Genomic DNA, 13,259 nt, shown 5'->3' on the forward strand with positions numbered 1-13,259 from the left:
AGGTCCCAGACCGGGAACGCGCCGCACCGCTCGCCCCTTGGCCGGATCCTTCAGAAGCCGGGGCGGACACGCATGTCCCGCTGGGGGTGTCCGCCTACTTGAGCGCGGCGTCCATCTCGTCGTAGAGCGCATCAAGATCCCGCTCGATCGACGCCCAGTGCGCCTTCTTCTTGTCCTTCGAGACGTCGAGCTGCAGCCGCTCGGCGAGAGCCTGACCTCGGCGATGCCACTCCTTGGCCTGCACGGCTTCCTCGGGGAGAAGATCGGTCCGTCCCACACGTTTGGCCGCCGTGTCGGTGACGGACGTGATGCGACGGTTCAGGCCTGCGCGCCGCCCGACAGCGGGGAGTGTGACGTCGCCGTCCATGGAGCGCTGAAGGAGGTCTCCAGCCTTCGCGATCACCACCGGAGCCGCAGCAGCAGCGGCCTTCTTCGCATGGGGGGCCAACTTCACTGCGACCTGGACCGCCGGATGGGCATCCTTGGTAACCGCGGTCTTCTTAGGGCTGGAGCTCATGAGCGTGGTTATACCGGAGGGTAAGAACTGTGAGCAATAGCACTCAGCCCTCGGCGGATCCCGTTCCGAAGCCGTCGGCGGCGCGCTGCGCCCGGACCTCCTGCAGCTGGTCGCCGAGGGCGTCCACGTACCCCGGCATCCAGCCGGCCTCGTCCGCGTTCCAGCGCGCGCCGACCTCCGAGAGCGGGAAGACCACCGCGTCGGAGAGGGGATCGCGCAGGCCGAGGTCCGTGCCGTCGTCGTCCGTCACGCTGACCCACGCCAGGCCGTGGCGCGCGCCGAGGTGCTCCCCCAGGAGCACCGCGGCCACCTCCAGCAGCACCCCGAGCTCGTCGGGGTCCACATCCTCGGACCGCGAGCGCGCGATCAGCCGTCCGTGCCAGCCGTCCACCTGGTCCAGGTCCAGGTGGTCCACGCCCTCCTGCGCCGCATAGGCGCGGCGGACGTCCACCCACTGCTGCTCGGGCTCGGTCAGGGGGCTGATCTGCTGCTGGCTCATGCCTCCGATTCCATCACGGGCGCCTGACACACTGGGTGCATGCGCATCATGACCGTCTGCCTCGGGAACATCTGCCGCTCGCCCGCCGCCGAGGCGGTGCTCCGCCGGAAGCTGGCCGAGGCCGGGCTCGACGACGTCGAGGTCACCTCCGCGGGCACCGCGGACTACCACGTGGGCGAGCGGCCCCACGAGCTCACCCGCGCCGTGGGCACGGACCTGGGCTACGAGTTCACCACCGTGGGCGCGCAGTTCCGCCCCGAGGACCTGGACGAGCAGGACCTGATCCTCGTGATGGACGAGTCCAACCTCGCCGACGTGCGCGCCCTCGTGGCGGACCCCGAGGTCGACGCGAAGGTGCGGATGTTCGGGGAGTTCGCCTCGGACGTCGAGAGCGCCGGCGTGCGCGAGGTCCCGGACCCATGGGGGAACCCGCGGCCGGTGTTCGAGGAGATGTACCGGCAGATCGAGGACGCGGCCGACGGCGTCGTCGCCGCGGTCCGCGACGGGCGCGTCTGAGTCGGACCGGGCGGAGAGCTGCTGTGGCGGACACGGGGGCCACGGGGCGGCGCGTGCGCGACGACGGCACGCCCGTCTTCACGAAGACCGGCGGCGCGTTCCCGGGGATGGCGCGCTTCGAGGCCGCGGGTCTGCGGGCGCTGGCCGCGGCGGGCGCGCGGGTGCCGGACGTGCTCGCGGTCGAGGAGGGGCGTGACGCCCGGACCCAGCGCCTCGAGATCGCCTGGATCGAGGGCGGTGGGCGGAGGACACCGCGCACGGAGGAGGCCTTCGGGCGGGAGCTGGCCGCGCTGCACGCCGGGTCGCGCCGGGCTCCCGGGGAGACGGACCTGTTCGGCGCCCACGACGGGGACCCGGAGGGCTTCCTCGGCGCCGCGCGGATCGACCTCACCCCCTGCGCGAGCTGGGCGGAGTCCTGGGTCGTGCGGCGGATCGTGCCGCTGGCGGCGCAGACCGTCGACGGCGGCACGGCGCCGCCCCGCGTGCGGGACCTCGCCGAGCGGCTCGCGGAGCTGATCGACGGGTTCGGGCCGGACTCCCCGGCCACGCACCCGGGCGCGGCGGTGCTGGGACCGGCCGAGTCGTCGTCGTTGGTGCACGGGGACCTGTGGGCGGGCAACCGGATGCTCGACGCCGAGGGGCGCAGCTGGCTGATCGACCCGAGCGCGCAGCGGGCTCATCGCGAGGTGGACCTGGCGATGATGCGGCTGTTCGGCGGGTTCGGGCCGGGGGCGTTCGCGGCATACGACGAGGCGTTCCCCCTGGCCGACGGCTGGGAGGACCGGGTGCCGGTGTACCAGGCGGTGCCACTGCTGGTGCACGCCGTGCTCTTCGGCGGCGGCTACGGGCGCGAGGCCGAGGCGGCGCTGGAGCACGCTGTGCGGCTGGCGGGCTGAGGACGTCACCGACGACGGCCCGCCCCCGGGAATCCACTGCGGTTCTGACCCTTCTCAAGGCATGGAGATCGTCCACAAGGGTCAGAACTGCAGTGGATTCGGGCGGGGTGGGGTGGAGGTCAGTCCTCGGTGAGCACGTCCCGGATGCGGGCCGCCGCGTCCGGCTTCAGCGCGCCGCGGCGCTCGGCCCGGTCCGCGGTGGCCCGGGCGAGGACCTCCCACACGTCCAGGACGTCGCGTGGCATGCCGCCGGCCACGAGCTCGCGCAGCGTCTCCCGGTGTCCGTGCACGGTCTCCACGTCCCCGCGGGCCACGGGACCGGTGAGGGCGCCGTCGCCGTCGGTGAGCGCGTTCTCGAGCGAGGCCTGCATCAGCGGCCGCAGCACACGGTCCGTGTCCGGCACCCCGATCTCCGCCAGCAGCTGCCGCGCCTGCGCAGTGACCGTCACCAGGTGGTTCGAGCCGTGCGAGAGGGCCGCGTGGTAGGTGGCGCGGTCCGCCTCCTTGATGACCACGGGGTCCCCGCCCATCTCCACGACGAGCGCCTGCGCCACCGGCAGCACCACCGGGTCCGCGGTCACGCCGAACACGCAGTCCTGCAGCCGGGCGAGGTCCAGGCTCAGCCCCGTGAACGTCATGGCCGGGTGGATCGCCAGGGGGATCGCCCCGTGCGCGCGCACCGGGTCCATCGCCCGCACGCCGTGCCGCCCGGAGGTGTGCACCAGCAGGTGCCCGGTCTGGACGTGGCCGGCCGCGGCGAGCCCCGCCACGAGCTCGGGCAGGACGTCGTCCGGGACGGCGAACAGCACCATCTCGGACCGGCGCAGGATCTCCGGGATCTCCAGCACCGGCACCTCCGGCAGCAGCGCCTCGGCGCGCGTGCGGGAGGCCTCCGAGACGGCGTGCACGCCCGTCACCGTGTGCCCCGCGTTCCGCAGGGCCGCGCCCAGGACCGCGCCCACGCGGCCCGCGCCGATGACGCCGACGCCCAGCCGCCCCGGCCGGCTCGCCGGGTCCTGGCCGGCCAGCTCCGGACTCATGTCCCTGCGGCTCACGCCCGTTCCTCTCGTCCGTCCGCCACGCGTCCCGGTGCCTCGCCCGACCCCTCCGCGCCCACCACGACGCCGGCCGCGGCCATCTCCCGGCGCCCCACCTCGGTCTGGGCGACCTCGGCGGTGCGCCGCTCGAAGCGCTCCAGCTCCTCCGGCAGCATCCACCGGTTGCGATCGGCCAGACGGCGGGACACCGCCGCGTGCCGCGACTCCACCTCGAACAGCTCCTCCAGCACGCCGCGGTCCAGGTCGTCGATCCTCGCCATGCCGCCGGCCACGTTCACCGTCAGGGAGGCGACGTCCAGGCGCCGCTGCACCGGCCCCTGGGTGAGCCGCACGTCCTGCACCCGCTCGTGCTGCAGGGCCTGGAAGGAGCGGCGCAGCCGCCCACGGCGTACCACCAGAAGCGTCCGGGTGAGGGTGAAGCCGTGCCGGCGCCACGTGAGCAGGTTGAACCACCAGCGCGCCCGGCGGGGGATGTGGGTGAACCCGTGCGTCCCGCCGGAGCCGGTCATGGCCGCGTGCATGAGGCCCGCCGGGGTGAGGCCGGGGCCGTCCGGACCGTCCGCGGCCCGCGGGTCGCCGTCGATGCCGGCGTCCGGGGCCACCACCTCGAGCACGCGGAGCACGTCCTCCCACGGCCCGACGGGCAGGGCGACGTCCCGGTCCTTCACGGCCCCCTCGAGGCCGTACCCGGCCACGGACACCTTGACCTTGTGCCAGCCGAAGGGCCGCCACGCCAGCGGCTGGATCACGTGGATCCCCTGGACGCGCCCCGGCGGGATGGTCTGGGACGTGGTCTCGGTCAGGCCATAGCGCAGGCGCAGCCCGTCCTCGGAGGTGCGCACCGTGAAGCCCCACCCCTTGTTCAGCCCGGACCACACCGCACCGGCCAGGGAGAACGCCGCCGGCAGCCCGGAGGCCAGCAGCAGCCCGAGACCGCCGGCCTGCCCCGCCTCGGTCGCCTCCCCGGGCAGGACCTCGGAGATCCCCATGACCACGGCGATCAGCACCGCGAACACCGCCACGGTGCCCAGGACCACGTCTGAGAGCAGCACCGCCCCCACCAGTCGGCCGGGGGGCACCCGCAGCATCACGGTGCCCTCGTCCTGGGGGTCGGCCAGCAGCCCGCGGACGCGGACCCGAGCCGGGTGGGCGGGGGCGGGAGGGAACGGGGCCTCGCCCGACGCCGGCGCCTGTCCGCTCGGGGGCGCGGCACCGTCGGCCCCCACCACGCGCTCGGGCGCGCGGGCGGGCCCCACGAGCGCCCCGGAGGCGCGGTCGAGGATCTCGCGGCGGACCTCGGCCGCGTGCGCCTTGCGGAGGTAGGCCAGCTCGAGCGCGGAGTCGCCGCCGCCGTCGGCGGCCTCGACCTTCACGGCGGCCAGCCCGAGCACGCGGGCCAGCAGGGGGTACTGCAGGTCCACGGCCTGCAGGCGGTCGTACTTCATCTGCCGCCGGGAGCGGAACAGCCAGCCCTGCTTGAGCTCGATCTCCTCCTCGCCCACCCGGAACCGGGTGAACCACCAGGAGAAGAAGAAGGCCAGGCACAGCAGCAGCAGCGCCCCGAGGAGGATCCCGCCGCCGATCAGCAACGCACGCACCTCGAGCGGCTCCCCGGCGGCGTCGCCGCCCCCCAGCAGGGAGCCGATCAGTCGCTCTCCCGTGTCCCGCAGCGCCACGAACAGGAACACGGCCACCAGGCTCCACCCCTTGATCCAGGGCGAGGCGGGATGCACGCGGACCCAGCCGGCGTCGTCGGCGCCCGGGGTGAGGGCGGCGGGCACGGTGTCGGCGTCGTGGGCGACGGCGGGGGCGTCGGTGCGGGGAGCCTGCGGATCCGGGGCGGCGGCGCTCACAGGCCCGCCAGCCGGGCCTGGCCGCGGGCCATGAGGACCTCGCGGAGGCGGTCGCAGGTCTCCCGGGTCAGGCCCTCCATCTCGAGGTCGTCGCCGCCGGCGGTCTTGAGGGTGAGGGTCTGCAGGCCCTGGCTGCGCAGCAGCGGCCCGTCCTCCACGTCCACGTACTGCAGCCGGCCGTACGGGACGGCCTTCACGGAGCGGACCAGGATGCCCTCGCGCCACAGGACGTCGTCCTCGCGCTCGGCGAAGCCGAGGGCACGCACGCGGCGCGGCACCAGCACGACGTCCACGAGCAGCCACACGAGGGCGATCGCGGGCAGCCCCCACGCGACCCAGGCCCACAGCTCGGACCACACGCCGGTCAGCTTCAGCACGAGCGGCACGGACAGCACCGCCAGCCAGATCAGCCCGCCGATCACGGCACCGATCAGCTTCACGCGCGTCAGCTTCGGGGACACGGGGGTGAACTCCACCCCGCGCAGGTCAATCCCGGGCACGGGCATACCCTCCTTCGGCCTCGGGGCGGCGGCCGTTCCGTCCACCCGCGGTCCTCCCATCCTGGCCCGGACCGGCGTCCTCGCCATCCTCCCCAGGGGGGATCCTGCACCACCGCTCGACGACGACGCCCACCACCAGCAGCGCCGCACCCCCGAGGACGAGCAGTCCCGCGTCCAGCACCGCGGGGGCTTCGAGACCCGCCCGGCCGGCGACCTCGAGGCCCGCGCCCACGTGCCAGCCGGCCAGCGCCGCGCCCGTCAGGCCGGAGGCCTGGCCGAGCACGAGGGTCCGGGCCGCGGCGATGGGGTCCATCCGACCGGCCAGCGGGCGCTCCCGGTCCCGGCGGACGCGCAGGCCCAGCACGAGGCAGAGCACGCCCACGGCCGCCACCGTCACCAGCCCCGCGAGGTCCATGACCGGCGCCGGCAGCCCCAGCGCGGGCGAGGCCAGGGCGCACAGCCACCCGAGCACGGCGGCCGCCGCGGCCAGCAGCGGCGTCCGCCAGGAGAGCAGCGTGATCATGTCCGGTCCGTCCAGGGCCGGGCGCTCGCGACGCCGCCCTCGAGGCCGTCGACAGGCACGCCGACCTCGGGCGCGCCGTCGTCGGACCCCCCGGCGGGCGCGGACGTCCCGGGCGCGGGGGGCGGGGGGAGGACCCGGTCGGCGTCGTGCAGGCGGGCCCGGCGCGGTGGCTCGCGTCGCACCCCGTCCGCGTGCGCGGCGCGCGCGGCGAGCTCCGCGACGGGCTCGCCGGCCAGGTGCGCGTCCGCGTCCAGCCACAGCCACGGCAGCAGCACGAACGCCCGCTCGGCGGCCCGGGGGTGGGGCAGCGTGAGGTCGGGGTGGTCGCTGACCAGATCCCCGTGGACGATCAGGTCCACGTCCAGCGTGCGCGCGCCCCAGCGGACGGTCCGACGCCGGTGGCGGTCCTGCTCCAGCCGGTGCGCCACGCCCAGCAGCTCCCACGGGGACAGGACCGTGCGGATCCGCACCACCTGGTTCAGGTAGTCCGGCTGCCCGGTCGGACCGCCCACCGGCGCGGTGAGGGCCCGCGGCGAGGCGCGGACCTCCTCGATCCCCGGGGTCACGGTCAGCACGGCGACGGCGTGGTCCAGCGTCTCGGACCGGTCCCCCAGGTTCGCCCCGAGGGCGAGCACGGCGGTGACGGGGGCCTCCGGGCGGGCGGCGAGCTCTGGCGTCGGCGCGGGGCCCTCGGCGGGGTGGGCGTGGGGGGCGGGATCGTGGTCCGGGGTGCTCATGCGTCCTCCCTCCGGCGGACCACCGTGACGGACACGTCCGCGAAGTCGTGCGGGATGGGCGCCTGCGGCTTGTGCACCGTGACCTCGACGGCGGAGGCGAGCGCCTGCTCGGCGAGGACGGCCTCGGCGATCCGCACCGCGAGCGTCTCGATGAGGTCGAACGGCTCCCCCGTGACCAGTCGCACCACGGTGTCGGCCACCTCGGCGTAGTTCGCCGTGCGGGCGAGGTCGTCCGTGGCGGCCGCCGGGCCGGCGTCGAGGGTGAGGACCACGTCCGTGGCGAACGGCTGACCGTCCCGCTTCTCGTGCTCGAACACGCCGTGGCGGCCCACGGCGGTGAGCCCCGTCAACCGGATGAGATCCCCGCTCATGCGTCCCCTCCCCCGGTCGCGCCCGCGGCCGGACCGCGCCAGGCGGCCCCGGCGCGGACGGCGTCGGCGCTGGAGCGGACGTCGTGCACGCGCACGCCCCACACCCCGTGCGCGGCGGAGAGGGCCGAGATCGCCGCGGTGGCGTGGTCCCGCTCGGCCGGGGCGGGGGCCTCGCCGTCCGGACCGGCCAGCAGCGCGCCGAGGAACCGCTTGCGGGAGGCCGCGACCAGCACGGGGAAGCCCAGGGCCTGGATCCGGTCCAGCCCGCGCAGCAGCTCCCAGTTCTGCTCGCCGGCCTTGGCGAAGCCCAGCCCCGGGTCGAGGATGATCTGCTCCGGCCGCACCCCGGCCGCCAGGAACCGGTCCACCACCTGCTGCAGCTCCCGCACCACGTCCGTGACGGTGTCCTGGTAGTCGGTCAGCGCGTCCATGGTCTGCGGGTTGCCGCGGTTGTGCATCACGATGCACGGCGCGCCCGTCTCAGCGAGCAGCGCGGGCATGTCCGGCTCGTGGACCAGCCCGGAGACGTCGTTGACGATCACCGGGCCCACCGCGAGCGCCGCGCGGGCCGTGGCCGTGTGCATGGTGTCCACGGAGACCACGGCGCCCTCGGCCAGCAGCGCCTCGACCACCGGCAGGATGCGGCCCTGCTCCTCCTCGGGGGACACGGCGCGGGCGCCCGGGCGCGTGGACTCGCCGCCGACGTCGATCACCTCCGCGCCCTCGGCCAGCATCCGGCGGCCGTGGGCGATCGCCGCCTCCACCGTGGCGTGCGCGCCCCCGTCCGAGAACGAGTCCGGCGTGACGTTCAGGATGCCTATGACCAGGGTGCGGTCAGGGGTCTGGTCCAGGGGCTGCGGCAGCACGGGCGGTCCTCCTCGGAACGGTGGTCAGGAGTGCATGATGAGGCTCATGGCCTCGGCGCGCGTCGAGGGATCCCGCAGCTGGCCGCGCACGGCGGAGGTGACGGTCTTGGCACCGGGCTTGCGGACGCCCCGCATGGCCATGCACATGTGCTCGGCCTGGACGACGACGATCGCGCCCTTCGCGGCCAGGTGCTCCATGAGCGCCTCCACCACCTGCGTGGTCAGCCGCTCCTGCACCTGCGGCCGCCGGGCGTACAGCTCCACCAGGCGGGCGAGCTTGGACAGGCCCGTGACCCGGCCCTCGGTGGAGGGGATGTAGCCGATGTGCGCCTGCCCGTGGAACGGGACCAGGTGGTGCTCGCACATCGAGTAGAAGGGGATGTCCTTCACCAGCACGAGCTCCTCGTGTGCGATGTCGAACGTGGTCCCGAGGACCTGGGCCGGCTCCTGGTGCAGGCCGGCGAAGAACTCGGCGTAGGCCTTGGCCACCCGCTGCGGGGTGTCCCGCAGGCCCTCGCGGTCCGGGTCCTCCCCGATCGCCGCGAGCATCTCCCGCACCGCGGCCTCGATGCGCGGCCGGTCCACCGTGTCCGTCACCGGGTCGAAGGTGCCGGGCACGCCCCGGGGCTGCGGGGCGTCGTCGTCCTGGAGGTGCTCCGTCATGCCGTGCCCCCGCCCCCGCGATAGTCCGGGCCCGGCGTCGGGCTGTGCTGCCCGGGGAGCTCCCCGGGGCCGCCCGCGGTGCCGCCCGCGCCGCCGATCGAGACGGGCGGGGCGCCCTCGGGCGCGTCCGGCACGGTGGTGGAGCCGACGCCCACCGACTCCGGCTCCTCGCCCTCAAGGCGGCTCGCACGCTCCTTCGGGGAGAGCACCGGCGGGACGTCGTGGGGGCGGCGGTCGTCCGCGGCGAGCCACAGGGGCCGCTCGGGGCGCTTGCGCACGTCCTGGAAGATCTCCGCGATCTGCTCCTGCGTCAGCGTCTCCTTCTCGAGGAGCTCGTAGGCCAGCCGGTCCAGGATGTCCCGGTTCTCGGTCAGCACCCAGTGGGCGTCCGCGTGCGCGGCGTCCAGCAGGTCCCGGACCTCGGCGTCCACGAGGTACGCCAGCTCCTCGGAGTACTCCCGGGCGGCGCCGCCGCCCCCGCCGCCGAGGAACGGCTCGGTGTTGCCGCCGCCGAGCTTGACCGCGCCCACCTTGGCGCTCATGCCGTACTCGGTGACCATCTTGCGGGCCGTCTCCGTGGCCTTCTGGATGTCGTTCGCCGCTCCGGTGGAGGGGTCCTGGAACACGACCTCCTCGGCCACGCGCCCGCCCATCGCGTAGGCCAGCTGGTCCAGCAGCTCGTTGCGGGTGACCGAGTACTTGTCGTTCTCGGGGACCACCATCGTGTAGCCCAGCGCGCGGCCGCGCGGGAGGATCGTGATCTTGGTGACCGGCGCCGAATGGCGCAGGCCCGCGGCGACGAGCGCGTGCCCGCCCTCGTGGTACGCGGTGACCTTGCGCTCGTGCTCGTTCATCAGGCGGGTGCGCTTCTGCGGGCCCGCCATGACGCGGTCGATCGCCTCGTCCAGCGCGGCGTTGTCGATCACGTTGTTGTGCGAGCGGGCCGTGAGCAGCGCGGCCTCGTTGATCACGTTGGCCAGGTCCGCGCCCGTGTAGCCGGGGGTGCGCTTGGCCAGGGAGCGCAGGTCGACGTCGAGCGCGATCGGCTTGCCCTGCGCGTGCACCTCGAGGATCTTGGCGCGGCCGTCCAGGTCCGGGGCCTCCACGGGGATCTGCCGGTCGAAGCGGCCGGGGCGCAGCAAGGCCGGGTCGAGGACGTCCGGGCGGTTGGTCGCGGCGATCATGATGACGTTGGTGGAGGCGTCGAAGCCGTCCATCTCCACGAGCATCTGGTTCAGGGTCTGCTCGCGCTCGTCGTTGCCGCCGCCGATGCCCGCGCCGCGGGAGCGGCCGACGGCGTCGATCTCGTCCACGAACACGATGGCCGGCGCGTTGTTCTTGGCCTGCTCGAAGAGGTCGCGCACGCGCGAGGCGCCGACGCCCACGAACATCTCCACGAAGTCCGAGCCGGAGATCGAGTAGAAGGGCACGCCCGCCTCGCCGGCCACCGCCTTGGCGAGCAGGGTCTTGCCTGTGCCGGGCGGGCCGTACAGCAGGACGCCCTTGGGGATCTTCGCGCCCACCGCGTGGAAGCGGTCCGGCTGGGTGAGGAAGTCCTTGATCTCGTGGAGCTCCTCCACGGCCTCGTCCGCCCCCGCGACGTCCTTGAACAGCACGTCCGGGTTGTCCTTCTGGATGAGCTTGGCCCGCGACTTGCCGAACTGCATGACCTTGCCGCCGCCGCCCTGCATGCGGGACATCAGGAACCAGAACAGCAGGGCGATCAGGAGGAACGGGATCATGAAGCCCAGCAGGGACAGGAACCAGTTGCTCCGCACGGGCTCGTCCTGGTAGCCGTCCAGCGCGGACTCGTCCACGGCGCGCACCACGTCCTGGGCGCGGGCCGCGGAGTACTGGAAGTACACGTCCTTGCCGAGGTCCCGGCCGTCCTGGGAGTAGGGCTCGCGCAGGGTCAGGTCCACGCGCTGGTCGCCGTCGACGACGCGCGCCTGGGCCGCCTTGCCGTCCTCCAGCAGGGACATGCCCACGTTGGTGTCCACCATGCCGCGACCGCCCTGGGCGGTGGCCAGGGGGATCACGAAGCCCAGCACCAGGAGCCCGAGCAGGATCCAGATGTAGGGCTTGTTGAAGATCTTCTTCACGTGCGTGTGTCTCCTGGTCTGCCGCGAGAGGGGACGGGCTCCCCGGGACGGTCGGGGGTCCTCGGCCCCGCCGCGGACGGTCGTGGGCGCACCCCTCCCGAGGGTCACTGCCCCACGGTACCGGCCCGGGCCGGGAGCGCCCCGGGTGTTCGCGCCAGGTGGACAGTGGGAGTGGGCGGGGCTCGGCGCGATGTCGAAGGCGGCCGTCCGCCCCGGGACGACGGCGGCCGACCTCTGCCCCCTGCGCCCCCCTCTCATCGGCCCCTCGCACCCACCCGCCTCGAGTGTCGGTCCCGGACCGCTTTCCAGCCCGCTCGCCACCCCGGAAGCGGACCTGCATCGACACTCGACAGCGTGCTGTGGACGGCCGGCACCGCCGCGCCCGTAACGCGCGAGGGTGGTGTCATGCCCCGAGCGCCCCGCCCCCTGCCCGCCGCCCTCCCTCCGGGGCCCTTCACGGTGGAGCAGGCCCGGGCCGTCGGCGTCGATGCGGCCCGACTTCGGCGGGCGGATCTGGAACGGGTCCGCCCCGGCGTGCACCGCCGTCGTCCGGACGAGCCTGCCGAGGCGCCGGCCCGTCCACCGGCACCATCCCCGGGCCCCGGGATGCATCCCCTGGATCGGCTCGCAGCCGAGGAGGCGCTTCGCCTGGCCGCGCTCGCCCTGCGATTCGAGGACGCGACGGCATCCGGCCTCACCGCAGCGCGAGCTGCGGGCCTGTGGCTGCCGGCCCGGCTCCGAGAGGACCGACGTCTGCAGCTGACCCGCCCGCCCGGTGCGAGTGTCCTCGCCGAGGACGGAGTCGTGACGCGCCGCGCGCACCTCGCCCCGGCCGACGTCGTCCGCTGTCCATCCGGCCCACCCCGCACCTCGCCCGCGCGCACATGGCGGGATCTCGCCGGGACGCTCACGCGCGACGAGCTCGTGGTGCTCGGCGACTGGCTCGTGCGCTCCTCGGGCCCCGGTCGCACCCGAGGCCTGTGCGCCGTGGAGGAGCTCCGCGCCCGGGCGGCCGAGCGGGGCGGGCGGCACGCCGTCGTCGCGCGGGAGGCCGCCGTCCTGGTGCGCGACGGCGCCCACTCGCCCCCGGAGACCGAGCTGCGGCTGGCACTTCTCGCCGCGGGGCTGCCGGAGCCGGAGCTGCAGATCGAGGAGCGGGACCCGTCGTTCTCGCCCTGGCACCCGGTGACGGCGGACCTCGGGTGGCGGCGGTGGCGCGTGGTGCTGCAGTACGAGGGCGCCGGGCACGACGACCCCGCCCAGGTGAGGCGGGACACCCAGCGCGACGCCGTGTTCCTGCGCCGGGACGTGCTGACGATCCGCGCGTCGGCCTCGGACCGGTGGCAGGGCTTCGCGGGGACCGTCGAGCTGGCACGACATGCGCTGCTGCGCGCGGGATGGCGACCCGACGGGGGCGGGTGAAGGGCGGGACGTCTGTCCGCAGCGGGTGCGAGCCTGCCACTCCCTCGAGTGTCGATGCAGGACCGCTTCCCGGCCTGCTCAGCACCCGGGAAGCGGTCCTGCGTCGACACTCGACGCCGGGGGCCGGGGGCCGGGGCCCGAGCCTGAGCCCGGGATCAGGAGTACACGTGCGGGGCGAGGGTGCCCACGAAGTCCAGGTTGCGGTACTTCTCGGCGTAGTCGAGGCCGTAGCCCACCACGAACTCGTTGGGGATGTCCTTGCCCACGTACTTCACGTCGATCTCGACCTTCATGGCGTCCGGCTTGCGCAGCAGCGTGCAGATCTCCACCGACGCCGGGCCGCGGGTCTCGAGGTTCGCCTTGAGCCAGGACAGGGTCAGGCCGGAGTCGATGATGTCCTCCACGATCAGCACGTGGCGGCCGGTGAGGTCGGCGTCCAGGTCCTTGAGGATGCGCACCACGCCGGAGGACTTGGTGCCGGACCCGTAGGAGGAGACGGCCATGAAGTCCATCTCCACGTGCGTGTGCAGCGCGCGGGTGAGGTCCGCGACCACCATGACCGCCCCCTTGAGGACGGCCACGATCAGCAGGTCCTTGCCCTCGTAGTCGCGGTCGATCTGCGCCGCGAGATCCCGGACGGTGGCCTGGACCTCCTCCGTGCTCATGAGGACGTGGGTGAGGTCGTTCCGGACATCCTGTGCGTCCATGGGGTGCCGCTCCTGGGGGTCGTGCGGGT

At 74.3% G+C, this 13,259-nt stretch carries 15 protein-coding genes; 3 read left to right on the forward strand and 12 right to left on the reverse strand.

The features are described from left to right. Positions 1-94 precede the first annotated feature (94 nt). Positions 95-517, reverse strand: a complete 423-nt coding sequence (locus BJ976_RS10465) for a hypothetical protein (protein WP_135030524.1) — start codon at positions 515-517, stop codon at positions 95-97. Between the two features lie 43 nt (positions 518-560). After that, entirely contained in the window at positions 561-1,016 is a 456-nt protein-coding gene (locus tag BJ976_RS10470; RefSeq protein ID WP_135030523.1) for a DUF3806 domain-containing protein, read from the reverse strand. Positions 1,017-1,055: 39 nt separating this feature from the next. On the opposite strand from BJ976_RS10470, the gene BJ976_RS10475 reads away from it, so the two are divergent. After that, on the forward strand, positions 1,056-1,532 hold the full coding sequence (locus BJ976_RS10475; protein WP_135030522.1) for a low molecular weight protein-tyrosine-phosphatase: 477 nt from the start codon (positions 1,056-1,058) through the stop codon (positions 1,530-1,532). 23 nt (positions 1,533-1,555) lie between these two features. After that, a complete protein-coding gene (locus BJ976_RS10480; RefSeq protein ID WP_229667339.1) occupies positions 1,556-2,428 on the forward strand; it encodes a fructosamine kinase family protein in 873 nt (290 codons plus the stop codon). A gap of 119 nt (positions 2,429-2,547) precedes the next feature. Here the strand turns inward: BJ976_RS10480 and BJ976_RS10485 are convergent, their stop codons facing one another. From BJ976_RS10485 to ftsH, 9 genes are read right to left on the reverse strand one after another with little or no spacing between them, the layout of a single operon-like run. Further along, complete coding sequence (locus BJ976_RS10485; protein WP_135030543.1) at positions 2,548-3,468, reverse strand: Rossmann-like and DUF2520 domain-containing protein; 921 nt, start codon at positions 3,466-3,468, stop codon at positions 2,548-2,550. Positions 3,469-3,479: 11 nt separating this feature from the next. Further along, positions 3,480-5,339, reverse strand: coding sequence for a PH domain-containing protein (locus tag BJ976_RS10490; protein ID WP_229667338.1), 1,860 nt, complete (start codon positions 5,337-5,339; stop codon positions 3,480-3,482). Next, positions 5,336-5,845 (reverse strand): PH domain-containing protein, encoded by a 510-nt coding sequence (locus BJ976_RS10495; RefSeq protein ID WP_135030520.1) that lies wholly within the window; start codon positions 5,843-5,845, stop codon positions 5,336-5,338. The genes BJ976_RS10490 and BJ976_RS10495 overlap by 4 nt, the downstream gene beginning before the upstream one ends. After that, positions 5,826-6,362 carry a DUF3180 domain-containing protein gene (locus tag BJ976_RS10500; RefSeq protein ID WP_135030519.1) on the reverse strand — a complete coding sequence of 179 codons (537 nt, stop codon included), beginning with the start codon at positions 6,360-6,362 and terminating at the stop codon, positions 5,826-5,828. Before BJ976_RS10500 ends, BJ976_RS10495 begins: the two co-directional genes overlap by 20 nt. Next, on the reverse strand, positions 6,359-7,099 hold the full coding sequence (gene folK, locus BJ976_RS10505) for a 2-amino-4-hydroxy-6-hydroxymethyldihydropteridine diphosphokinase (protein ID WP_135030518.1): 741 nt from the start codon (positions 7,097-7,099) through the stop codon (positions 6,359-6,361). The genes BJ976_RS10500 and folK overlap by 4 nt, the downstream gene beginning before the upstream one ends. Further along, complete coding sequence (gene folB, locus BJ976_RS10510) at positions 7,096-7,470, reverse strand: dihydroneopterin aldolase (RefSeq protein ID WP_135030517.1); 375 nt, start codon at positions 7,468-7,470, stop codon at positions 7,096-7,098. The genes folK and folB overlap by 4 nt, the downstream gene beginning before the upstream one ends. After that, positions 7,467-8,336 (reverse strand): dihydropteroate synthase, encoded by an 870-nt coding sequence (gene folP / locus BJ976_RS10515; RefSeq protein ID WP_135030516.1) that lies wholly within the window; start codon positions 8,334-8,336, stop codon positions 7,467-7,469. The genes folB and folP overlap by 4 nt, the downstream gene beginning before the upstream one ends. A gap of 24 nt (positions 8,337-8,360) precedes the next feature. Next, entirely contained in the window at positions 8,361-8,999 is a 639-nt protein-coding gene (gene folE / locus BJ976_RS10520) for a GTP cyclohydrolase I FolE (protein ID WP_135030515.1), read from the reverse strand. Further along, positions 8,996-11,101: an ATP-dependent zinc metalloprotease FtsH gene (gene ftsH / locus BJ976_RS10525; protein WP_135030514.1), complete on the reverse strand. Its 2,106-nt coding sequence runs from the start codon at positions 11,099-11,101 to the stop codon at positions 8,996-8,998. The genes folE and ftsH overlap by 4 nt, the downstream gene beginning before the upstream one ends. A 606-nt stretch (positions 11,102-11,707) precedes the next feature. On the opposite strand from ftsH, the gene BJ976_RS10530 reads away from it, so the two are divergent. Beyond that, a complete protein-coding gene (locus BJ976_RS10530) occupies positions 11,708-12,523 on the forward strand; it encodes a putative endonuclease domain-containing protein (protein ID WP_135030513.1) in 816 nt (271 codons plus the stop codon). A gap of 155 nt (positions 12,524-12,678) precedes the next feature. On the opposite strand, the gene hpt is transcribed toward BJ976_RS10530, so the two are convergent. Continuing rightward, the gene (gene hpt, locus BJ976_RS10535; RefSeq protein ID WP_135030512.1) at positions 12,679-13,230 is read right to left on the reverse strand and encodes a hypoxanthine phosphoribosyltransferase; all 552 of its coding nucleotides are present in this window, start codon (positions 13,228-13,230) and stop codon (positions 12,679-12,681) included. Between the last annotated feature and the right edge of the window lie 29 nt (positions 13,231-13,259).

Origin of the sequence: Micrococcus flavus (assembly GCF_014204815.1) — a bacterium.
In the GTDB taxonomy this organism is placed as follows: domain Bacteria; phylum Actinomycetota; class Actinomycetes; order Actinomycetales; family Micrococcaceae; genus Micrococcus; species Micrococcus flavus.